Origin of the sequence: Terasakiella sp. (assembly GCF_048267425.1) — a bacterium.
GTDB lineage: Bacteria > Pseudomonadota > Alphaproteobacteria > Rhodospirillales > Terasakiellaceae > Terasakiella.
On sequence record NZ_JBLWXN010000005.1, the window covers coordinates 150,542 to 172,126 of the forward strand.

Sequence of the window (21,585 nt, forward strand, 5' to 3'; positions counted from 1 at the left end):
GTGTAAGGGGGTGTGACGCGCCTTGTACTCTTCCTTTTTAAAACTGTCAAACATTCAAAAAGAGTATTGACAATACATCTTTAAAAGATGTACAAAAAATACATTAAATAAACTAATCATGGTGATTGTTATGACCAACTGGATTTTAATTGCGGAAGTAATGGCCTTTGCCTGGTTGGCAACGGCTGTTTTATTTGTTCGGGCACAACATAAATGGTCACAAAAGCAAACAACGCCTGTTAAGGACGAGGTTGTCAGGTCTATTCAGGCCAGTGCAGGATTGGCCTTTCCCGTTTGGTTGGCGTTGCTGTTTGGTTTGACGATTTATCAGGCGATTAAACTCTTTTAATTTGATGATGAAAGGGAAAAGGATATGATCTCCTTTATCAAAAATATTAACCCGTTTGTGGTGATGCCTTGGCTCATTATGTGGGTATTTGCCCCGGCACCGCTTTATATCTGGTTTATTCTGGAACATACACTTTAAGGAAACGTAACGGTGCATTTGTCGAAATTTACGGATTATTCTTTGCGTGTAATGATTTATCTGGCGGCTAAACCGGATGAGCTCAGCACTATTGATGAAATTTCGGACAAACATGGGATTTCAAAAGAGCATTTGCGTAAAATTGTCCACAACCTTGCGCAAAATTCCTTGATTGAAAGTCGACGTGGGCGTGGTGGCGGTATTCGGTTGGCGCATCGTGCTGAGGATATCAAAATCGGCACAATTGTACGCCTTGCCGAAGACGGATTTCATATTGCTGAATGTTTTCGCCCCGATGGGGGGAACTGCCGGATTTCCGGGTGTTGCCAATTAAATGACATGTTTCACGAAGCCTTGAGCGCTTTTCTAAGCGTTTTGGATAAATACACACTCGCTGATATTTTAACCGGGCAGCCGGTTTTGTTTCAACGATTGGGATTGTTTGATTTTACACATCAAACGGGACAGTAATAATGACAAATGAATATCAAGATGGTGTCAGCGAAGAAATGATTTCTGCGCTTGTGTACAAATTTTACGATGTAATCCGTGATGACACGACGTTAGGACCGATTTTTAACGAACGCATTACAGAGTGGGATCACCATTTACAGACAATGTGTGATTTCTGGTCGTCCATTACCTTGAAAACCCGTCGTTTTCAGGGCCGCCCTATGTTGAAACATCAATTGATTGCGGACCGCACACGTCCTGATAATTTTGCACGTTGGCTTGAACTTTTCAAACAGGCGGTTGAGGAGGAAATTCCCCCTCATTTACAGATGGAATTTCTGGAACCTGCGGCCCGGATTGCACAAAGTTTGCAAATTGGCATGTTTCAGGTGCCCTTTGATAAAAAGGAGGTCCAGAACCAACTGAACCTCCTTGAGGGAAAAAACGAAGTCGCTTAAACCGTCTTAGGCATCGACCAAACTGCCCCAGATATCATAATCTTCAGCATGTTCGGCCTTAACCTTGACAATATCGCCCGGTTTCAGGTCCAGTTCACCATTGATGTAGACTTCGCCATCAATTTCGGGGGCATCGCCTTTGGTGCGACCGACAGCGCCTTCTTCATCGACGTCATCAATGATAACATCAAAAACCTTGCCGATTTTGGCTTGCATTTTTTCATCAGAAATTTGACGCTGGAATTCCATTAAGCGGTTCCAGCGTTGTTCTTTAACATCTTCATCAACAGGGGCAGGCAGGTCGTTGGCAGCAGCCCCTTCGACGGCCTCGTATTTAAAACAGCCAACGCGGTCCAGTTGGGCCTTTTCCAACCAATCGAGCAAATATTCGAAATCTTCTTCCGTTTCACCGGGGAAGCCAACAACGAATGTGGAACGAATGGTAATTTCAGGACAGATTTCACGCCATTTTTTAATGCGTTCCAACAGTTCGATTTGATTACCCGGACGTTTCATCAATTTCAGAATACGGGGGGAGGCATGCTGGAACGGAATGTCCAGATAAGGCAGAATTTTACCTTCGGCCATCAAGGGGATGACATCATCTACATGCGGATAGGGGTAAACATAATGCAGACGGGTCCAGACTTTTTGATCCCCCAAGGCATTACAGAGATCATACATCTTGGTCCGTACAGATTTACCGTAAAAATCACTTTCTTCATAACGCAAGTCGGACCCGTAAGCACCCGTGTCTTGAGAAACCAGCAAGATTTCCTTCACGCCGCTAAGCGCCAAATTTTCGGCTTCTTTTAACACTTCGCCAGCAGGGCGGGAACGTAACTTACCACGCATGGACGGAATGATGCAGAAGGTACAGGTCTGGTTGCACCCTTCTGAAATTTTTAAGTAAGCGTAATGGCGCGGTGTCAGTTTGATGCCTTCTGCCGGGATTAAATCCATGTGCGGATTATGTAGCGGTGGGGAGGCCTGATGAACCGCTTCCATAACCGATTCATATTGATGTGGGCCGCTGACCGCCAGAACACCGGGATGGACTTCGCGAATGCCATCTTCATCTACACCCAGACAGCCTGTGACGATAACCTTACCATTTTCGGTTAAGGCTTCGCCAATGGCGTCGAAAGATTCCTGTTTGGCGCTGTCGATAAAGCCACATGTGTTCACAATGACGGCGTCTGCGCCCTCATAGGAAGGTGAAATTTCGTAGCCTTCTGCGCGAAGCCGTGTCAGGATACGTTCAGAATCAACCAGTGCCTTTGGGCAACCCAGGCTGACAATACCGATTTTTGGAATGTGCGTGTTCATGGCGGCTTATATAATCCTTGTCCATGCACAAGTAAAGAACAGGCAGAGGAAACATACATGAAACTTGTTCGTTTTGGTGAAAAAGGAAACGAGAAACCGGGCGTTCTGGATAATCAAGGCAATATTCGCAGTCTGGAAGGGCATTTAGATGACATTGACGGGTGCAGTATTGCAGCCGGTGCATTTGATCGTATCGCCGGATTAGATATGGACAGCCTGCCTGTGATTGAAGGTGCCCGCCTTGGACCATGTGTCGGCAATATCGGCAAAATCCTGTGCATCGGCCTGAATTATTCTGATCACGCAGCAGAAGCCGGAATGGATGTACCGCGCGAGCCGGTTTTGTTTACCAAAGCGACCAGCGCCATCAATGGCCCAAATGATGATGTTTTATTGCCCCGTGGGTCGGTCAAAACAGATTGGGAATGTGAGTTAGCCATCGTCATCGGCAAACATGCCAAGTATGTCAGTGAAGACGAGGCATTGGATTACGTTGCAGGTTATTGCATCTTGAACGATGTATCGGAACGGGCCTATCAAATTGAAAGTACAGGACAATGGGTGAAAGGGAAATCGTGCGATACATTTGCCCCCATTGGTCCGTGGCTGGTAACAAAAGATGAAATACCGGATCCGCAAAATCTGTCGATGTGGCTGGAAGTCAATGGAAAACGTTTTCAGGAAGGTACAACCGAAACAATGGTGTTTGGTGTACGTCACCTGATTAGTTATCTCTCGCGCTTTATGTCTTTGCAGCCCGGTGATGTCATATCGACCGGGACACCGCCGGGGGTAGGCATGGGGCAAACCCCGCCTGTTTATTTGAAGGCAGGTGATGAAATGGTGCTGGGTATTCAGGGGTTGGGGGTACAGCGTCAAAAGGTTGTCGCTGAATAATAATCCGAGTAAGAGGGCTGGTTATTCCAGCCCGTCTTTCTTTTTCAGTTCCTGAATTTCTTCTTCAACACGTTTTTTCAAAACCGGATTGGTTTCGTATTCATAACCCAATTCATCAAATGTCGGGACTGTGTCCGGTGCTTGGGCCCGCGGGTCTGTTTGATCTTTGATCGGGCTTTCCACGTTGAATTTGCCAAGTCCGTCTTGCAATAATTTTTTGATATGATCGTCGTTACTCATGACTCATCCTTTCAAAAAGTTTTCAACAATCTGAATTTGCTGACTTTTGTTTAATGCTGGTGCGTGACCGCAGCCTTCAATCTCAATGACTTGAGCTTTGGGGCCGGTTTGGGTCATCTGTTCAGCCCATTTTGGTAACAACAGATCGGACATTTGCCCCCTGAGGACGAGCGTTGGGCAAGTGATCTGTGCATATTCATCCCATAAGTCGTAGTCATCGGGATGAGCCGTAAACTGCGTGACGATTTTGGGGTCGTAATGGGTGGTAAGGTGACCATGATCCATACGGCGATAGGATGTTTCACACATCAAGCGCCATTGTTCATCCGTTAAGTAACCATAAGGCTCGTAAATCGTGCGCAGATATTCTTCAAGATCCGACATGTTGTTAAAGACAGGCGGGTTACCGACGTAGGTAAGAATACGTTCAACGGCACTGGGGGCCAATTCAGGGGCAATATCATTGATTATCAAATGATTGATATTGTTTTTTAACGGACCGCTTGCCAATCGAATGCCCAAGGCACCGCCCATAGATGTTCCAATATAATCGAAACTATAAAAACCAAATATCTCGCAGACCTTGAGGGCAATTTTTTCGTAGAAATCAAAGGAGTATTGTCGATTTGGGTCATTCGCCCATTGGGATAGGCCGCGCCCCAATGTGTCTGGACAAAGGATACGGTAATGTTTGGATAAGACCTGTGCAATATGGTCGAAATCACGTCCTGTTCTGGCTAACCCGTGCCACATGAGGATCGCGTGTGGTTTATCCAATCCCCATTCGCTGACGTGAATTTCGCAACCATCGACTTGAATATAATGTGATACAGGTTCGTTTTGACCTAACATGTCGCCTCCTTTTTTATTATTCTATTGATAGCAAAGAAAGCGGAAAAGAGAAAGGCTCCTCACTGGGGAAGTGAGGAGCCTTTCGTTTGGGAACGTTGCTCGAAAACTTTAATGGCGATAATCCTGCAAGACCTTAAAGGGTGCGCAGATCGGGGGAAAGGACCTGCAAAATGGATCGCCGTTTAAAAACAACTTGGCAAGAAGGTACTCGCAAAATGTCGATGTGAAAATCGCAATGATTACGCAGTGGTCATACCTATTACTACGTAGTATTCTTTTTACGCTTTCGTGATATGCTTTGGAAAAATTCCGCAATGAGAAAATGTAAATGCTGCGTCTGAAAATCCTCCTGCTTGCTGTACTTCCGTTATTTTTTGCGGTCAGCGCCATCATCTTTATCTTGTTTTTTCAGTCAGATAACCTGATCGATGAACAGTTGGAGCGTGTGGAAAGCAACGTAATTTCTGCAAAACATGATGAACTGCGCCATTATATGAACATGGCGCTGACGGCTGTAGACCATGTTTATGAAAATGCAAAAGAGGATGATCAACTGGCCCGCGAGGAAGTGAAGGCTATTTTAAATAAGCTGACCTATGGAAAAGACGGTTACTTTTTCGTCTATGACGGCAGTGGTACGGGGCTGGTTCATCCCGGTCAGCCGGAAATAGTCGGGCTGAACTGGTGGGGTCTGCAAGACAGCAAAGGCCGCCTTGTTATCAAGGAATTGACAGAACGTGCGCGCAATGGTGGCGGCTATTATCGTTATCTTTGGGAAAAGCCGTCCAGTAATATGGTGGGGGAAAAGCTGGCCTATGCTGTTATGCTGGAAAAATGGGACTGGATGATCGGTACCGGCATTTATCTGGATGAAATTTACGAGGAAATCGAAGCGCGCAAACGTGAAATTAAAAACCGTATTCAACATACGTTTATGATGATTTTCTGGATTGCGATTTTTGCGTTGGTTGCTGTTTTCGTCTCTGGTCTTGTGATCAATGCAAACGAACGTAAACTGGCGGATACTAAGTTAAAGGAACTTACGCAACGGATTGTGGAATTTCAAGAAGAAGAACGCGGCAGAGTTTCGCGTGAACTGCATGACGGGATCAGTCAAATTTTGGTGTCGGTGAAATATTCCATTGAGTTGGCCATTGATAAGATCAAAGCCGGGGCAAGTGATGCAATAAAACCAATGGAAAAAGGCGCCAAGGGATTGCAGGAAGCTATCGGTGAAGTCAGGCGTATCTCACGTGACTTACGTCCGAGCGTTCTGGACGATATTGGCCTGTCCGCCGCGTTGGAAGCCATGTGTTTTGAATTTGGGGAAAGAACGGGGATTAAGGCGAGCTTTCAAAAGCATTTGTTTACAAAACAACTTGCGCCAGACGTAAAAACAACCCTGTTTCGAATTGCGCAAGAAGCATTAACCAATATTGAACGCCATTCCGGTGCGTCGGAAGTGCGTCTGGAATTAATGAAACGCGTAGACGGGATCAGGATGGTTATTTCTGATGATGGTGTTGGTTTTGATGTTTTACGGATGGAAGGACGAAAAAATGCATTCCAAGGGATAGGCTTGCGTAACATGCAGGAACGTATAGAATTTCACGGTGGCGAGTTGACGGTCTGGTCTTCGCCCGATAAAGGTACTGTGGTTGAAGCAAAGCTTCCCCTGAGAGTGTTACAGGATGAGATATGACAGACGAAAATAATAAAATTCGGGTTCTTCTGGTAGATGATCACCCCCTTGTTCTGGATGGCATTCGATCCAGGCTGGAGGACGACCCGGAAATTGTGATTGTCGGGGAAGCCGGAAACGGCGAAGAAGCGTTACAAATAGCCACGGAACGCAAACCTGATATCGTCTTAATGGATATCAATATGCCTGTGCTGAACGGGATTGAGGCCGCCGAAAAATTTGCAGAACTTCTGCCCGATATTCGATTATTGATGTTAACCATGCATGATAGCCGGGAATACATTACGAAAGTTCTTAAAGCAGGAGCAAAAGGCTATATCTTAAAAGATGTCTCATCCAGTGAAATGCTCATTGCGATTAAAGCGGTTTATCAAGGTAAGACATATTATAGTTCCGGTGTGACTGATATTTTGGTCAATGAAAGCAGCAAGAAAGAAGTGCCGTTAACGGATCGCGAAAAAACGATTTTACAATTGCTAGCTGAAGGAAACAGCAATAAACATGTGGCTCGTGAACTTGATATTAGTGTAAGAACGGTTGAAACACATCGAAGGAATATCAAGCGTAAGTTGGAAGTGAAAACTTCAGCTGGGCTTGTGAAGTACGCGATTGAAAACGGTATTGTAGAGCTTTAGTATCTATATATAAGTTGCAGTGGAATTTGAGGAAACGGCGGGTAACAAAATGGATATGAGTGAAATCCTTGCGCAAATGAGTGAAAAATTCATTGAAACCGCGCATGAAAAAATAGCTCGCCTGAATGAAATCTTGGTGCTTTTAAATCATCCGGGAGAGGACGAAAAAAGTTTACTAGAAGAATTCCACCGCGAAGTTCATAGCCTGAAGGGCATGGGCGGCACTTTCCAAATGCCTTTGGTGTCCAAACTTTGCCATAAATTTGAAGATTTCATGTCTGGTGAAAGTATTGCTTCCGATAATTTGATAGAAGATTGTTATGCCTATCTTGATCGCCTGAATGATCTTATCGAAAGTGGGCAGGCGGGGGATTTGGAACAAGCGGATACATGGCTCGCCAATTTGCCACAAAAAGGATCAGTTGTAGAAACCCGCGATGAAACAAAACAAAATAAGGTTCTTATCATTTCCCCTTCAACGGAAATGGTGAAGGAGATTACACCCCTTTTTCAGGATAACGGGTTTGAGGTAACCAGTGCGACATCGGCCTTTCGTGGTTATAAGGCAGCGGTTTTGCATAAGCCGGATGTTGTCTTGGCAGCGCAAGTTCAAGATGAGATGGACGGAGCAGAATTGGTTCGTAGCCTTGGGGCGTTGCAGGCGTTATCACAAACGAAATGCGCAATGATTTGCCCGGACCGCAGACAAGCCCTATCTGAAAATTTGCAAGGCGTTCAGTTATTGTCAGAAGCAAACGTAACAATTGATGTGATGAATTTTATCGCAGTTGTCGTTACGGCTTAGAAATTGTTTTATTTTTCCTATTTGCCTGCTAGCATGTAATCGTTGCGATTCTGGTGTCTGCCAGTTTGCAATGCATGGAATAACGCATTTGGCGTTTGTAAGTTCGGGGATAATATATGAACACTACCTTTGATATAAAGGTCGTTGAGAATGACATCATTTTGCGCCTGATTCCAATTTTGGATATGGCCATTGCTGAAGAATTTTTGTCATCTCTGCGCGAGTGTGCGTCCATGATGAAAAACCTTATCCTTGACAGTCAAGACGTCGAACGTCTTTCAACGCCTTGTATTCAGGTTATGCTTGCGACGGCTTCAGAGATGGAGCAACAAGGCCTTAAGTTTTCCGTGCGCAATATTAGCGAAGGTTTTCAACGCGGTATATGTGATCTTGGGCTGATTGAATATTTAGATAATTGGAGTGAAAGTTAATGGGATTGCGTGTGTTAGCAGTCGATGATTCCAAAACCATGCGCGATATGGTTGGGTTCACCTTAAGAAATGCAGGGCATGAAGTCATTGAGGCGGGCGACGGCGAAGATGCACTTGGAAAATTGGGCAATGATCGTGTTGATCTCATTATCACCGATATTAATATGCCGCGTATGGATGGGATCGCCCTGATTAAAGAATTGCGTGCGCATAATATCCATAAATCGACACCTATTCTTGTTTTGACGACAGAATCCGATAACAGCAAAAAAAATGAAGGCCGTGCCGCCGGGGCGACAGGATGGATTGTGAAACCTTTCAGCCCGGATAAGTTGTTACAGGTTGTTGCTAAAGTCTGTCCTTAAAACATAGAAAAAATAGAAGGGTACGCAAACTGTGCCGCAGGAATTCGATTTAAATCAGTTCAAAGTGACGTACTTTGAAGAATGTCAGGACCTTCTGGAAACGGCAGAAGAACACCTGAGCATACTTCAAGCACAACTTGGCAATGTTGATGTCGAAACACTGCATGCAATATTTCGGTGTGTCCATTCCATAAAGGGTGGGGCGGGTGCCTTCAATTTTACAGGATTGATCGAGTTTTCACATATTCTGGAAACAACATTGGACCTTTTGCGCGAAGGCAAAATTCAGCCGGATCATAATCTCGTGGATTGTTTGATCCGCTCAAATGACGTGCTGGGCACCTTGGTCCAAATGGCGCAAAAAGAAATCGAGCCTTCCCCTGATATCTGGAAAACGGTTGCCTCTGAATTGGCACAATTTTCCGGCCTAAATATTACAGCAGGTGAGACCTCATCAGATGATGAAGAAATTTCTCCGCTTTTAGCATCGGTTGCAAATTATAATTTAACGACAGAAGAAGAAGAAGAACAAGGGTGGGGCTTGTTCCTTGAAAATATTTTACCGCCTTCGACCCAAATGTCTGAGATGGAAAAAGATGATCAAGGTTGGGGACTGTTTGACGATGAACCAGAGGTTGAAAACAATACAGAAACAGCCCATTGTCCCGAATTAACGAAGCCTCATTATCGTATCCGTTTCGTCCCGGAACCGCATTTGCTTCAATTTGCCAATGAGCCGTTATTGCTGGCGCGTGAGTTAAAAACCTTGGGAGACTGTATCGCCCATGTAGATGTTTCACGATTGCCCAAACTTGCGGATATTGCGCCGGATGTGGCTTATTTAAGCTGGACCTTTGATCTTTATACAGACCGTAGCATTTCTGATATTGAAGAAGTTTTTGAATTTGTTATTGATGACTGTCTGCTTGATATTCAACTTGTTGATGCTCGAGAACAAATCGAAGTTACATCTGATGTGATGGCGCCTTCAGCCGAGATGGCTGAGATCCCTCAAAAGGAACCTTTGGCCGATCTGGCGGGTGATATGCAGCCCAGAGAAGCCACACCTGCGCCGAGCCCTAAAAAAGAACAGTCTTTATCAAAAACTGAAACCCCAAAAGTCGATATGGCGGCGAATGGTAATGTTTCTGCGCCGACGGTGTCTTCTATTCGGGTCGATCTGGATCGTGTTGATCGTTTGGTCAATATGGTGGGCGAATTGGTCATCACACAATCCATGCTGAAGCAACAAGCTGATGAGTTGGCCAATAATGCAGGATTACGGATGACGCAAGGGTTTGAGGAACTCAATGCCCGAACGCGTGAATTACAAGAAAGCGTGATGGCAATCCGGATGCAGCCTGTTAAATCTGTTTTTGCACGCATGCCTCGACTGGTGCGGGAATTGTCTGCGAAATTGGGTAAAAAAATAGACCTTATTACCTCTGGTGAAATGACCGAGGTCGATAAGACGGTTATTGAACAGTTGATGGATCCCTTAACCCATATGATCCGAAACTCAGTCGATCATGGGGTGGAAACACCGGATGAAAGACGGGCAGCGGGCAAGCCAGAACGCGCCCGTATATATCTGCGTGCAGAACATAAAAGCGGCCGTATCCAGATCGAAGTTAGTGATGACGGTCGCGGGATTGATCGTGATCGTGTTCTTGCCAAGGCCGAAGAAAAAGGGCTGGTGGAACGTGACGCGGAAATAGATGCGCAAACCATTGATAATTTAATTTTTACACCGGGGTTTTCGACTGCAAATTCGGTAAGTGATGTGTCTGGTCGTGGTGTCGGAATGGACGTCGTTCGACGTAATATTGTCAGTCTTGGCGGGCGAATTTCTGTTTTTTCAACACCGGGGGAAGGCGCACGTTTCTTGATGTCTTTACCTTTGACGTTGGCTGTTCTTGACGGGATGATCGTTAAATGCGGGGCTGAAAAATATATTATTCCACTGACATCTATTATTGAAAGTATTCATCCCGTTCGTGAAGAAATCAAAAGCCTAATGAACGGGGGCACACTTGTGTCTGTACGAGGACAATATATTCGGATTGTCAATCTGCATCATCTGTTCAATTTGAAAGATGCCGTTACAGACCCGGCAGAGGCCCTCGTGGTGATTGTGGAGACCGAGCGTTACGGCTACGTCGGCATTATGGTTGATGAGCTGTTGGGACAGCAACAGGTGGTTATAAAAAGCCTTGAAGAAAATTATGATCCGATTGCCGGTGTCGCGGCGGCGACTATTCTTGGCAATGGTAAAGTGGCATTGATTTTGGATGTAGACGGTTTAGCGGAAATGGAACATAGCGCAGAAAAACGCCGTAAAAACAAAAGCCTGCAACGGCAAGTTTTATTGACTGGAGAGTAAAGGCATGTCTTCGACACACAACTATTTAATGCCACACGATCAAAAAGGTATGGAGGTTCAGGACAGTACGTCTGAAACTCGTCAATATATCTCTTTCACGATCGGGCAGGAAGAATACGGTGTTGATATTATGGCCGTCAGGGAAATCAAGGCGTGGACTGATACGACCCACTTGCCGAACACACCGGAATATATGCGTGGGGTCTTGAATTTGCGCGGCGTGATCGTCCCCATTTTTGACTTGCGCTGTCGTTTCGGTATGGGCTTGACGCAAGCCACGAATATGCATGTCGTTGTTATTGTGCAGGTTGGGCAGCGCATGATTGGAATGCTGGTTGATGCCGTATCCGATATTTTGACGATTGCGGAAGACGAAATTCAACAAATGCCGCAAATGGAACGTAATATTGATGATGAATATTTAAGTGGACTTGTCACTGTGAAAGATCGTTTGGTTGCGTTGCTTGATGCTGATTTATTGTTTAATCAACAATCTATTGAGAATGGCGTCGTGCTGGGTAAAGCTGCTTTAGGGGATAAATAAGATGAGTGAATATATGGAATACCGACACTCTTTTTGGCAGTTGTCCCGTAAGATACCGCTCTTTATCGTACTTTGTTCTGCATTTAGTGCACTTCTTGTTGTTATTTTTGCTCTTGTTCAAATTGAAAACTTCGAAAAGGCCAAGGTAGAGGAAAGCTTTAGTGTTTTAGCTGAAGAACGGGTTAAAGAGCTTGAAGTTTATTTCAAAGGCGTGGAATCTGATCTGCAAATTGTTGCGGATGCTCCGATGACAAAAAAAGCCCAATTGGCCTTCAGCCGGGCTTGGCAGATGATGGATGGGACACCTGCGGAAAACCTGAAAAAACAATATATTGAACAAAACCCTTATCCTTTCGGAGAAAAGCAAAAACTGATTTTTCAGGATGATGATCTGAGCGCTTATGGTCAGGTTCACAAAGCCTATCATCCGTGGTTCTCAAACTTTGCGGAAAAACGTGGTTACCGCGATGTCTTTTTGGTTAATCTGGATGGGAATGTTGTTTATTCCGTCTATAAAGAAACAGATTTTGCCAGTAATTTGACGGGTGGAAATTCGGAATTCAATCCGTTGGCTCAAACCTTTCAGGCCAGCTTGAAGCTGCGCAAAGGGGAACAAACCTTTACTGACTTCAGTATATATGAAGCAAGTGATAAAAAAGCGGCGGCTTTTATCGGGCAACCCATTGTTGTTGACGGTTTTACAAAAGGTGTTTTGATCTTTCAGTTATCTGTTGATCCGATCAACCAAGTGATTTCAAAACGTAAAGGGTTGGGTAAAACGGGGGAAGCCATACTTGTTGGCGCAGATCGTCTAGCCCGAAACCAATCTCCTTTATTTGAGAGAGACACAGTCTTAAAACGCGAAGTCGGTGGTGCACATGTTCGCAAAGCCTTGGACGGACAAACGGGTATTTTGGAAGGTGAAACGGTTCAAGCCGGACATACAGAACCGAGCAATCATTTCATTGCTTATGCACCATTTAATTTTAAAGACGTGAATTATGCGTTTGTTGTTGCACAAGACGCGGATGAGGTTCTCGCTTTTCTAAGTGACATTCAAAATATGCTGTTGCTGACAATGGCTGGTGTGATGGGCGTTGTGGTTGTCATTGGCATATTTATTGGGAAAAGTATTTCACGCCCCATTACGGAAATGACGGAACTGGTCTCTGAATTGGCGGCGGGGCGTGTGAAAACCGTAGAAATGCAGGATCGGGGGGATGAACTTGGCTTAATGGCCCTGTCATTGAACCAGATTTATATGATGAGCGTTGAAAATACGCGCATTCGTACAGCTTTAGATAATGCAACAACATGCATTATGGTTGCCGATGCGGATCGCGATATCATTTATATGAACCATGCCATTTTAGAGATGTTCCGGGTGGCGGAAAATGATATCCGCGAAACACTGCCGCATTTCGATGTAAATAATATCTTGGGTCAGTCCATAGATATTTTTCAAAGTGATCCACAATATCCGGTTGATACTTTATCCGATTTAAATACAGCGCAGAAAAACCGTATGACGATGGGACAGCGTACATTTGATTTGACAATGGCGCCTGTTCGCGATGCCGAGGGGCGGCGTCTGGGTAGCGTGGTCGAATGGCTGGATTTAACCGATGGTTTGACACGACGGGAATTGGACGAAACGACTGCGATTGAAAACTACCGTATTCGAACGGCTTTGGATAATGCGACCACCTGTATCATGGTGGGGGATTCTGAAGGGGAAATCGTTTACGTTAACCCAGCTGCGCATAAAATGTTTGAAGTGGCTGAAAATGATATCCAGCAGGTTCTCCCCAATTTTGATTCTAAAAACATTCTGGGTCAGCCGATCAATGCGTTTAAGAATACGCTTGATGGTCAGGAGAAATACTCGATCAATGACGAGGGCGTGCAGCAGGCACGTATCAAAATGGGCAGCCGTACCTTTGACCTGACAGTGGCATCTGTGAAGGATGGGGAAGATACGGACTACGGCGATGTTGTGGAATGGAAAGATATCACAGACCAACTGGCTGTTCAGGAAGAGGTTGATAATGTTGTGCGCAGTGTCGTTAACGGGGATTTCTCTCAGAAAATTTCATTGAACGGCAAGCAAGGCTTTATGCTGTCTTTGGCACAAAGTGTGAATGCCTTGACCGATACGGTTCGCGATGTTTTTGATGAAATTGCACAATCTTTGTCAGCGCTTGCCAAAGGCAACTTGGAATATCAAATTACGAAAGATTATTTCGGTACGTATGAAGCCTTGAAGCAGGACACCAACCAGACATCGCAACGTTTAAGAAGTATCGTTGGTGATATTATGTTGGCCTCAAGCGAGATAACCAACGCCTCAAGGGAAATTTCTTCCGGTTCTATTGATTTATCGCAAAGAACGGAAACACAAGCCTCCAGCCTCGAAGAAACGGCGGCTTCTATGGAAGAAATGGCAACGACGATCAAGCAGAATGCAGACAATGCACAACAGGCCAATCAGTTGGCCCGCAATGCACGTGATGTTGCAGAAGTTGGTGGTGATGTGGTGGTGCAGGCTGTCGGGGCCATGTCATCGATTGAAGAGTCTTCACAGAAGGTTTCCGATATCATCGGTGTGATTGATGAAATTGCCTTCCAAACCAATTTGTTGGCCTTGAATGCTGCTGTTGAGGCCGCAAGAGCCGGAGAAGCCGGGAAAGGGTTTGCGGTTGTCGCATCCGAAGTCAGAACCCTTGCCCAACGCAGTGGTGAAGCCGCAAAAGATATTAAAAACCTTATTCTTGATAGTAATCAACAGGTTCGAAATGGTGTGAAACTTGTCGGTGATACCGGGGCGTCACTGGAAAATATTGTCAATTCGATCAAGCGTGTTGCAGATATTGTCTCTGAAATTGCAGCGGCAAGCCGAGAACAAGCCAGTGGGGTTGATCAAATTAATTCTGCCATTACACAAATGGATGAAATGACACAACAAAACGCAGCCCTTGTTGAAGAAAGTTCAGCCAGTGCACGATCTTTGGAAGACCAATCAGAGAAAATGATGCAGTTGATTTCCTTCTTTGAAACAAGGAAAGAAGTCGCCGGCGGACTTGCCGTACCTGTTGCGAAAACGATTGAAGAACGAACCGCACCAAGTGCGCACATAACAGCACCAACACAAACCTATGATGTCTCTTTCGAAGATGAGTTCGAAGCGGAGTTAGGCGATCTGGATCCACAGCCGCGTGATCGCCAACCTGTTAAGAAAATTGTGAATGAGCCCGCGAAGGCTGATGCAAATAGTGTGGATGCCGATTGGGAAGAATTCTAAGAGAGTTTCAGGTAATGACTGAAAAGAAATTCAAACTGATGACACGTAAGAAAGAAACGTCAGCTGTTGCGTTAAAACCGAAGGTACGCTTTATCGCCAAGCCGAAAGAACAAACGCGCGAATTTCCCTTTTCAGATAATGACTTTTCAACTCTTGCCGATTTAATTCAGTCACGGACCGGCATTGTTATGAAAGATCATAAAAAGAATATGGTTTATGGGCGTCTGGTGCGGCGGTTGCGGGCTTTAAATATTGGTTCTTTTTCTGATTATTTACATTTTTTGGCTGGAAATCGCGGTGAGGGGGAAATTGGTAATTTAGTAAACGCGATAACGACCAATTTAACCCGTTTCTTTCGGGAAGAACATCATTTTGAACATCTGTCTGAAGTCGGGTTGCCTGATGCGATAAAGGCTATAAAACAGGGCAAACAAGATCGTCTGCGCTTATGGTCGGCAGGGTGCTCATCCGGGGAAGAAGCCTATAGTATGGCAATGGTTTTGGATCAAATGTTGAATATGCGATCCGTTCCGAAAATCAATACTAAAATTCTGGCAACGGATCTGGATAGTAATATGCTGGAAAAGGGGCGTTTAGGCGATTATGACCAAGTTATTCGCGAACAGGTTCCACAAAAATATTCAATATACATCCAACCCAGCAGTCTAAATGCGGATAAATGTCATATATCCAATCACTTGCGAGATTATATCGCGTTTAAGCAATTGAATTTACTCTCGGAATGGCCCATGAAGGGGCCGTTTGATGCCATTTTTTGTCGAAACGTGATGATATATTTTGATCATAAGACCAAAGTAGAGCTGACCAATAAGCTCGTGGACCTTCTCAGGCCGGGGGGCTGGCTTTATCTTGGACATTCCGAGAACTTGTTGGATGTAGATAAACGTCTTGATCTATATGGGCGAACCATATACAGGCGCATCACATAACGTGTGAAAGGGGGGATTGATGAACGAAGAAAACAAATACCTTTCACAAGGTTCAGATGATGAAAAAGCATCCCGGAGATATTGGGATCCAACGTTTAAGCATTTTGCTGTCAAAGTCGGGCCGGGTGCGCATTATGTGACGACCAGCAAAGATGAAATGATTGTCACGACCTTGGGGTCTTGTGTGTCTGCCTGTATTCGAGACAGCGAATTGGGCATTGGCGGTATTAATCATTTTATGTTGCCTGAAAGCGATACAGGAAATTGGGGGGGCGTCAGTGCCTCCATGCGCTATGGCAACTACGCGATGGAGGTTTTAATTAACGATATCCTTCGTATGGGGGGCGCGCGAAATCGTCTGGAGATTAAACTCTTCGGCGGTGCCAATGTGATGAATTCGCAAAACCTGATAGGTACCAAGAATGTCGAGTTTGTTGAAACCTACCTGCGCATTGAACATATGGCAGTTTCTGCACAACATTTAGGGGGCGAACAGGGAAGGCGAATTATTTATTTCCCGGAAACAGGGAAAGTAAAAATGAAACTGCTGGATAGCAAGGGGAATGCTGTTGTTGCAGCCGAAGAGAGCAACTTCAAAAAACAAATTGAAAAGAGAGATATTGAGGGATCTATCGAACTTTTTTAATGAGAGAATTTCAGGTTCGCCCAAACTCGCCGGAAATACTCTAAAGTTATCGATCGAATGCAAATGCGTCGTCGCAGGTTAGAAAAAACTGCTCGGGATTTGCTTTAGGGGAGAAGGAAAAATAAAAATATGACCCGTGCCATTAAAGTACTGATTGTAGATGACAGCGCGCTGATCAGGGAGATGCTGACTTCTATTCTCAATAGTGATCCGGTGCTGAATGTCGTCGGAACAGCCCCGGATGCATTGAAAGCGCGCGAGATGATTAAGCAGTTAAATCCCGATGTGGTAACGCTTGATATTGAAATGCCCAAAATGAACGGGATAGATTTTTTACGCAAAATTATGAAGTTGCGCCCTATGCCCGTTGTTATGATTTCGACAATGACGCAAAATAGTGCGGCAATTACGTTAGAAGCTCTGGAAATCGGAGCTGTGGACTTTGTCGCCAAGCCAAAGCACGATGTGGAACGCGAACTCGGTGAAAAAGCAAAAGAGATTATCGCCAAGGTTAAAACAGCCGCCAATGCAAAAGTAAAACCGTTGGAACAAACTATCTTTCCAGCGTCGAAAGAAACGATGGTTCCCATGCAGGGGAGCACATCACAATACAATATGATTGTCATCGGTGCGTCAACCGGTGGGGTCGAAGCCTTGCGCACAATTTTTTCTGATTTGCCCAAAGCAATGCCACCGATTTTTGTTGTGCAACATATGCCTAAACAATTTACGAAAACGTTTGCTCAACGCTTAAATGGACTGGGTGAATTGACGGTTCACGAAGCCGAAGATTATATGATTGCGCGTTCAGGCCATGTTTATATTGCACCGGGTGATCGTCATTTACGTCTTGCGAAAAGTAAGGGGGAAGTCGTCTGTCGTTTGATGGAGGGAAACCCTGTAAGCGGCCATATCCCGTCTGTGGATGTCTTGTTTGATTCTGTTTGTCATGTGGACCCTGAGCGGACAATTGGTGTTATGCTGAGCGGTATGGGCAAAGATGGTGCAGAGTCCATGTTGAAAATGCATCAGGCGGGAAGCTATACGGTTGGACAAGATGAACAGAGTTGCGTTGTTTATGGCATGCCTAAAGCCGCATATGAAAAGGGCGGTGTCGACGTACAGGCCGATCTTAAAAAAATTGCGAATGTCCTGATTTCACTTTGTCATAAAAATAAAGAAACGGAGTAACGTTTTGACGGAGCAGGAACTACGACGGGCAATTTCACATTGGCTGAGCCTTTCCCTTGCGAAGCGGCACGGCTTATCCGCTTTGATAAATGAAGTAGATACGGCCAACCAGTTATTGCAAACAAGTGTTGAACAATTGAGCCGGCAATTTCTGAAAATGGCAGAAATTGCACAGGAACAAGTCGCGCAAATTGATAAATTTTGTGAGCAGGAAAGGACAGGAGAGGAAACCGAGACAGGACAACCTCTTATCAAATCATTGCAAAGGCTGGAAAGAGAGCTGTGCCAACAGGCGAAAGAAAATGAAGAAAGACAAAGTCACGCATTAGAATTGGATCAGGCCCGTCTTTTGTTACAGGGTGAAATCGCAAAAGAACAAAGTGATGAACCTATCAATTTCGATGTGTTACGCCGGGTGAGCGAAAAAATCACAGATCAACATAAATTGGCTGTGCGTTCTTCAGAGGATCAAGATCCGTCGCAACGGATTGATTTTATGCGTCATGTATTGGCTGACATTACAGAATTTGAAAAAATGCTGGGACAAACGGGTCAACGCGCGCATAGTCTACATCAAAGTATTGCTGAGATTGTTGTCAAAATGCAGTTCCAGGACCGTACCAACCAGCGCTTTTCACGTATTGCAGCAACCTTAAAAGTGATGATTGATATGTTGTCCGGCATGGAAGAGGAAACAATGCATGTTTGCGATGATATAGATTGCATTGATCCCGATCACCCTTGGTTGGAAAAAATGATTGCGGAACTGCACCTGAATGAAATGCGAGAACGGTTTGTAAAACATATTTTATTGGACGTTGAAGATAAAATAGAAAGCGGTGGTTCATCAATTGGTGTTGAACATAGCGATGCATCAGATGACATCGAATTATTTTGACAGCTTGACCAAGATTAATGCATCCTAGGTAGGATGTCTTTAAAACACGCTCTAAACAATTATTTTAATGAAAAGTTCGTCACCCGAGGATCTATTATATGGAAGAAGCCGTCCAGTTTTCTGAAATATCAGATTGTAAGATTTTGATTGTCGATGATGTCGCGGTTTTGAGAACATTGATCCAAACCTGCTTGATGAAAGCGGGGTTCAATAATCTCCATTTGGCAGAAAATGGAGACGAAGCGCTGCAAAAATTAGATGAGCTTTCGCCCGATTTGCTCATTCTGGATATTGTTATGCCGGGTATTGACGGGTTTGAGGTTTGCCGCCGTATTCGAAGCAGTAAAAAATATGCAAACTTGCCTATTCTCATTCAAACAGGAATGGAAGCAACGCAGGAACGCGCACAGGTTTTTGAGGTAGGGGCCAATGATCTGATCCCTAAACCCTTGAACGTTTATGAACTGGTTGCACGCGTGAAATTGCAATTGCATAACCTAATTTTGCAACGTCGTGATAAAGCCTATCAGGCACGTATGATTCAAGAACTGGCATCCGCCCGTGTCATTCAAGAAAGTTTGTTGCCAACGACAGAGACCATTAATCAAGTTCAAAAGAATTTCAATATTTCTATCCAATCGTACTGGCAGGCATCGTCTGAGCTGGGGGGTGATTTATGGGGTATGCAACAAATAGATGAAAACCGCTTCGGTTTTTTCATTATTGATTTTTCCGGGCATGGTGTTGTTTCGGCCCTAAATACCTTTCGACTACATACGCTGATCAATGAAAGCCACTTAAACTGGGAAGATCCAAAATCTTGTCTGGATGCCGTAAATGCCCATTTAACCAAGGTTTTGGCGGTGGAGCAATTTGCGACACTGTTTTGGGCCGTTATTGATGAAAAAGAAAATACATTGACCTATGCAGCAGCCGCCGCACCACCTGTTGCGGTCTGTCGTGGTGGGGATGTGCCGGGTATCGAATTTATTGATACAGCCGGGTTGCCCGTTGGTATTATGAACACGTACGAATATAGTAATAAAGTTATTGAGTTTCCGCCGAACAGCTTTGTCTTCGTTTATTCCGATGCATTGATTGAATCGCCTGATGCAGAGGGAAAAATGTGGGAAGAAAAGGGGCTTTTGCAACGTATTAAAAAATATGCGGTGGAAGGGTTCGAGAATATTCAACCCAGGCTATTGGATGAGTTTTTGAAAACGGCCATTCATCCGATCCCAGATGATTTGACGATCATTAATTTTGTACGTCCAAATGAACCATAAATTTCAGATTTTTTGAAGAAAGCCCGTCTTACTAAAGGTTTACAACGGCTTTTACCCGATTACCTTTTTCATTATATTCAAGGTGTGTGAAGCCCATTGCGATGGCAAGGGCAATTCCGCGACCGTGTTTGCTGTTGAACTTAGCAGGGTCACATTGCGTGAATTTCTGCCAATCAAATCCAGGGCCTTGATCTTCAATAATGATTTCAATTGTGTCCGGTGTGCGAGAAAACTGAATTTCAACAAAGCGATCTTTGTATTTATCTTGTTGGAGCCGTCGCTTGATTTCTTCGTCCCAATGACCGTTTTCCAGCAATTGTGATTTTTGAGAATATGATATTTCCAGATTACCGTGTTCGATTGCATTGACCAGTAATTCGGATAATCCAAGAGCGACGGCAGACGGGTCCGGGCAAGCCAAGGAAAGCATTGTGGTCAGTGCTTCTGCCTGCTGCAAGGTTTTGAGGGTGAATATCCCGGACTGGATCAGCCCAATCGCAGACGTGCGTGATTTTACTTCGTTTAAAAGCGCCTGATAGCGTTTAAAGTCGGAATTACCGGCCTCAATTGTATGGACAAGAATTTGTTCATGTACAGGTGCAGACATAAGATGAAAAAAGAGCTGCCGAGAAATTTTATTTTTGCTAGAGGCAAGGGGCGAAATACCGATAATAGGGACATATTTCGCGAAATCTTTTCTTTTGAAAACGCGTAAAGCTGTTTCAAAATGACAATCTTCACTCGGTATATCACAAATGATTGTGGATATTCTGTTTTTTTTATCTTGAAGGAGGTCTTCCGCGTCATTGAAAGTGGAGGCGAACGTCAGTTTTATCGGGTCATTTGATAAAGAAGATATGATACCTTCTCGAAACCCCATATCTTCAGTTACAACTAACGTAACCAACTCGCCCATTCGTTGTTATCCTCCACGAGATTCTCAGTCTCAACTTATAATCCATTTTGCCTCATGCGTGTAAGGACATCAATAAGTTTTAGGCATGACTGCACTTTTTTTAAACAGTATCAAATATTGTTAAACTGTTTTAATCATGTTTAAATCTGGCGTAGTAATCGTTTTCCGTTTAAAGAAAACGTAAATGATTTATTGGATTTCAAATGGCCGCAGATATTGAATTGCGAACAACCTTTTTTATAACAGCCGTGGCGGTGGCCGCAAAGCTCAGTCTGGTTTTAAAAGAGGCGAAAAACATCTCTCTGGAAGCGATGAATGCCAAAGCGTTGGTCGCACGGGCGGGGGAGAATGTGCGGACGTTTAAGCCAATTACTGATTATATGGTCGAACTGGCCAATGATACCATTCATTTGGTTGAAGATATCAATCGGGAAGCTTTGATGATTTCTCGCTCTTCTCTGACGGCCTTGCGTGGAAAAGACGCAGTCTATCATTTTAATCGGGCCAAAGAAAAATCAAAGGATGCGCTTTATCGGGAAAGCTATGAAGAAGCCGCCAAACTGGCGGAACGGGACTTGAGAGAATTTCAGGAAAAATTACACAAAAATACACGCCGTCTTCATACCCTTTTGGAAGAAATTGAAACAAGGATGTTGGCTGCCAACGTTGTCACGTCTACGTCACGGCTGGAAGCCGCAACGGTATCGACCATCTATCGTGCCAATTTCGAAGCGATTGTGGCGAAATTTGAACATGCTGCAAAAAATATTCGTACAATCGTGAAAGATTGTCGTAAAGTATTGAATAAGAGATAAA

22 protein-coding genes are annotated in these 21,585 nt (G+C 44.5%); 18 read left to right on the forward strand and 4 right to left on the reverse strand.

Translation table 11 applies throughout. The features are described 5' to 3' along the window. The first annotated feature begins 130 nt into the window (after window positions 1-130). From ACN0VA_RS09895 to ACN0VA_RS09905, 3 genes are all read left to right on the forward strand, one after another. The gene (locus ACN0VA_RS09895) at window positions 131-349 is read left to right on the forward strand and encodes a hypothetical protein (protein ID WP_417820990.1); all 219 of its coding nucleotides are present in this window, start codon (window positions 131-133) and stop codon (window positions 347-349) included. Between the two features lie 150 nt (window positions 350-499). Next, window positions 500-958: an RrF2 family transcriptional regulator gene (locus tag ACN0VA_RS09900; RefSeq protein ID WP_417820991.1), complete on the forward strand. Its 459-nt coding sequence runs from the start codon at window positions 500-502 to the stop codon at window positions 956-958. Window positions 959-960: 2 nt separating this feature from the next. Continuing rightward, window positions 961-1,398, forward strand: coding sequence for a group III truncated hemoglobin (locus tag ACN0VA_RS09905; RefSeq protein WP_417820992.1), 438 nt, complete (start codon window positions 961-963; stop codon window positions 1,396-1,398). 6 nt (window positions 1,399-1,404) lie between these two features. Here the strand turns inward: ACN0VA_RS09905 and rimO are convergent, their stop codons facing one another. After that, window positions 1,405-2,727: a 30S ribosomal protein S12 methylthiotransferase RimO gene (rimO, locus tag ACN0VA_RS09910; RefSeq protein ID WP_417820993.1), complete on the reverse strand. Its 1,323-nt coding sequence runs from the start codon at window positions 2,725-2,727 to the stop codon at window positions 1,405-1,407. A gap of 57 nt (window positions 2,728-2,784) precedes the next feature. On the opposite strand from rimO, the gene ACN0VA_RS09915 reads away from it, so the two are divergent. After that, on the forward strand, window positions 2,785-3,624 hold the full coding sequence (locus ACN0VA_RS09915) for a fumarylacetoacetate hydrolase family protein (RefSeq protein WP_417820994.1): 840 nt from the start codon (window positions 2,785-2,787) through the stop codon (window positions 3,622-3,624). A gap of 21 nt (window positions 3,625-3,645) precedes the next feature. Here ACN0VA_RS09915 and ACN0VA_RS09920 read toward each other — a convergent pair whose 3' ends face one another. Then, window positions 3,646-3,864: a hypothetical protein gene (locus ACN0VA_RS09920; RefSeq protein WP_417820995.1), complete on the reverse strand. Its 219-nt coding sequence runs from the start codon at window positions 3,862-3,864 to the stop codon at window positions 3,646-3,648. A 3-nt stretch (window positions 3,865-3,867) separates the two neighbouring features. Beyond that, a complete protein-coding gene (locus ACN0VA_RS09925; RefSeq protein WP_417820996.1) occupies window positions 3,868-4,716 on the reverse strand; it encodes an alpha/beta fold hydrolase in 849 nt (282 codons plus the stop codon). Between the two features lie 328 nt (window positions 4,717-5,044). Between ACN0VA_RS09925 and ACN0VA_RS09930 the strand changes: the two genes are divergently transcribed. The 13 genes from ACN0VA_RS09930 (at window position 5,045) to ACN0VA_RS09990 (ending at window position 19,853) form a co-directional block, all read left to right on the forward strand. Then, window positions 5,045-6,418, forward strand: coding sequence for a cache domain-containing protein (locus ACN0VA_RS09930; protein WP_417820997.1), 1,374 nt, complete (start codon window positions 5,045-5,047; stop codon window positions 6,416-6,418). After that, window positions 6,415-7,053 carry a response regulator gene (locus tag ACN0VA_RS09935; RefSeq protein WP_417820998.1) on the forward strand — a complete coding sequence of 213 codons (639 nt, stop codon included), beginning with the start codon at window positions 6,415-6,417 and terminating at the stop codon, window positions 7,051-7,053. The genes ACN0VA_RS09930 and ACN0VA_RS09935 overlap by 4 nt, the downstream gene beginning before the upstream one ends. Before the next feature lie 55 nt (window positions 7,054-7,108). Then, on the forward strand, window positions 7,109-7,858 hold the full coding sequence (locus ACN0VA_RS09940; protein ID WP_417820999.1) for an Hpt domain-containing protein: 750 nt from the start codon (window positions 7,109-7,111) through the stop codon (window positions 7,856-7,858). A 116-nt stretch (window positions 7,859-7,974) separates the two neighbouring features. Continuing rightward, a complete protein-coding gene (locus tag ACN0VA_RS09945) occupies window positions 7,975-8,289 on the forward strand; it encodes an STAS domain-containing protein (RefSeq protein WP_417821000.1) in 315 nt (104 codons plus the stop codon). Beyond that, complete coding sequence (locus ACN0VA_RS09950; protein WP_417821001.1) at window positions 8,289-8,654, forward strand: response regulator; 366 nt, start codon at window positions 8,289-8,291, stop codon at window positions 8,652-8,654. Before ACN0VA_RS09945 ends, ACN0VA_RS09950 begins: the two co-directional genes overlap by 1 nt. A gap of 31 nt (window positions 8,655-8,685) precedes the next feature. Next, window positions 8,686-11,037 (forward strand): chemotaxis protein CheA, encoded by a 2,352-nt coding sequence (locus tag ACN0VA_RS09955; protein ID WP_417821002.1) that lies wholly within the window; start codon window positions 8,686-8,688, stop codon window positions 11,035-11,037. A gap of 4 nt (window positions 11,038-11,041) precedes the next feature. Beyond that, the gene (locus ACN0VA_RS09960; protein WP_417821003.1) at window positions 11,042-11,581 is read left to right on the forward strand and encodes a chemotaxis protein CheW; all 540 of its coding nucleotides are present in this window, start codon (window positions 11,042-11,044) and stop codon (window positions 11,579-11,581) included. Window position 11,582: 1 nt separating this feature from the next. After that, window positions 11,583-14,882, forward strand: a complete 3,300-nt coding sequence (locus tag ACN0VA_RS09965) for a methyl-accepting chemotaxis protein (protein ID WP_417821004.1) — start codon at window positions 11,583-11,585, stop codon at window positions 14,880-14,882. 14 nt (window positions 14,883-14,896) lie between these two features. Further along, window positions 14,897-15,832 carry a CheR family methyltransferase gene (locus ACN0VA_RS09970; RefSeq protein ID WP_417821005.1) on the forward strand — a complete coding sequence of 312 codons (936 nt, stop codon included), beginning with the start codon at window positions 14,897-14,899 and terminating at the stop codon, window positions 15,830-15,832. A gap of 19 nt (window positions 15,833-15,851) precedes the next feature. Further along, window positions 15,852-16,478: a chemoreceptor glutamine deamidase CheD gene (gene cheD / locus ACN0VA_RS09975; RefSeq protein WP_417821006.1), complete on the forward strand. Its 627-nt coding sequence runs from the start codon at window positions 15,852-15,854 to the stop codon at window positions 16,476-16,478. Between the two features lie 129 nt (window positions 16,479-16,607). Further along, window positions 16,608-17,669, forward strand: coding sequence for a protein-glutamate methylesterase/protein-glutamine glutaminase (locus ACN0VA_RS09980; protein ID WP_417821007.1), 1,062 nt, complete (start codon window positions 16,608-16,610; stop codon window positions 17,667-17,669). A 4-nt stretch (window positions 17,670-17,673) separates the two neighbouring features. Further along, on the forward strand, window positions 17,674-18,567 hold the full coding sequence (locus tag ACN0VA_RS09985) for a hypothetical protein (RefSeq protein WP_417821008.1): 894 nt from the start codon (window positions 17,674-17,676) through the stop codon (window positions 18,565-18,567). Window positions 18,568-18,665: 98 nt separating this feature from the next. Continuing rightward, entirely contained in the window at window positions 18,666-19,853 is a 1,188-nt protein-coding gene (locus tag ACN0VA_RS09990) for a SpoIIE family protein phosphatase (RefSeq protein WP_417821009.1), read from the forward strand. Window positions 19,854-19,884: 31 nt separating this feature from the next. Here ACN0VA_RS09990 and ACN0VA_RS09995 read toward each other — a convergent pair whose 3' ends face one another. Further along, a complete protein-coding gene (locus ACN0VA_RS09995; protein WP_417821010.1) occupies window positions 19,885-20,460 on the reverse strand; it encodes an ATP-binding protein in 576 nt (191 codons plus the stop codon). Between the two features lie 512 nt (window positions 20,461-20,972). Here ACN0VA_RS09995 and ACN0VA_RS10000 point away from each other — a divergent pair. Then, window positions 20,973-21,584: a hypothetical protein gene (locus tag ACN0VA_RS10000; RefSeq protein ID WP_417821011.1), complete on the forward strand. Its 612-nt coding sequence runs from the start codon at window positions 20,973-20,975 to the stop codon at window positions 21,582-21,584. Window position 21,585 lies beyond the last annotated feature (1 nt).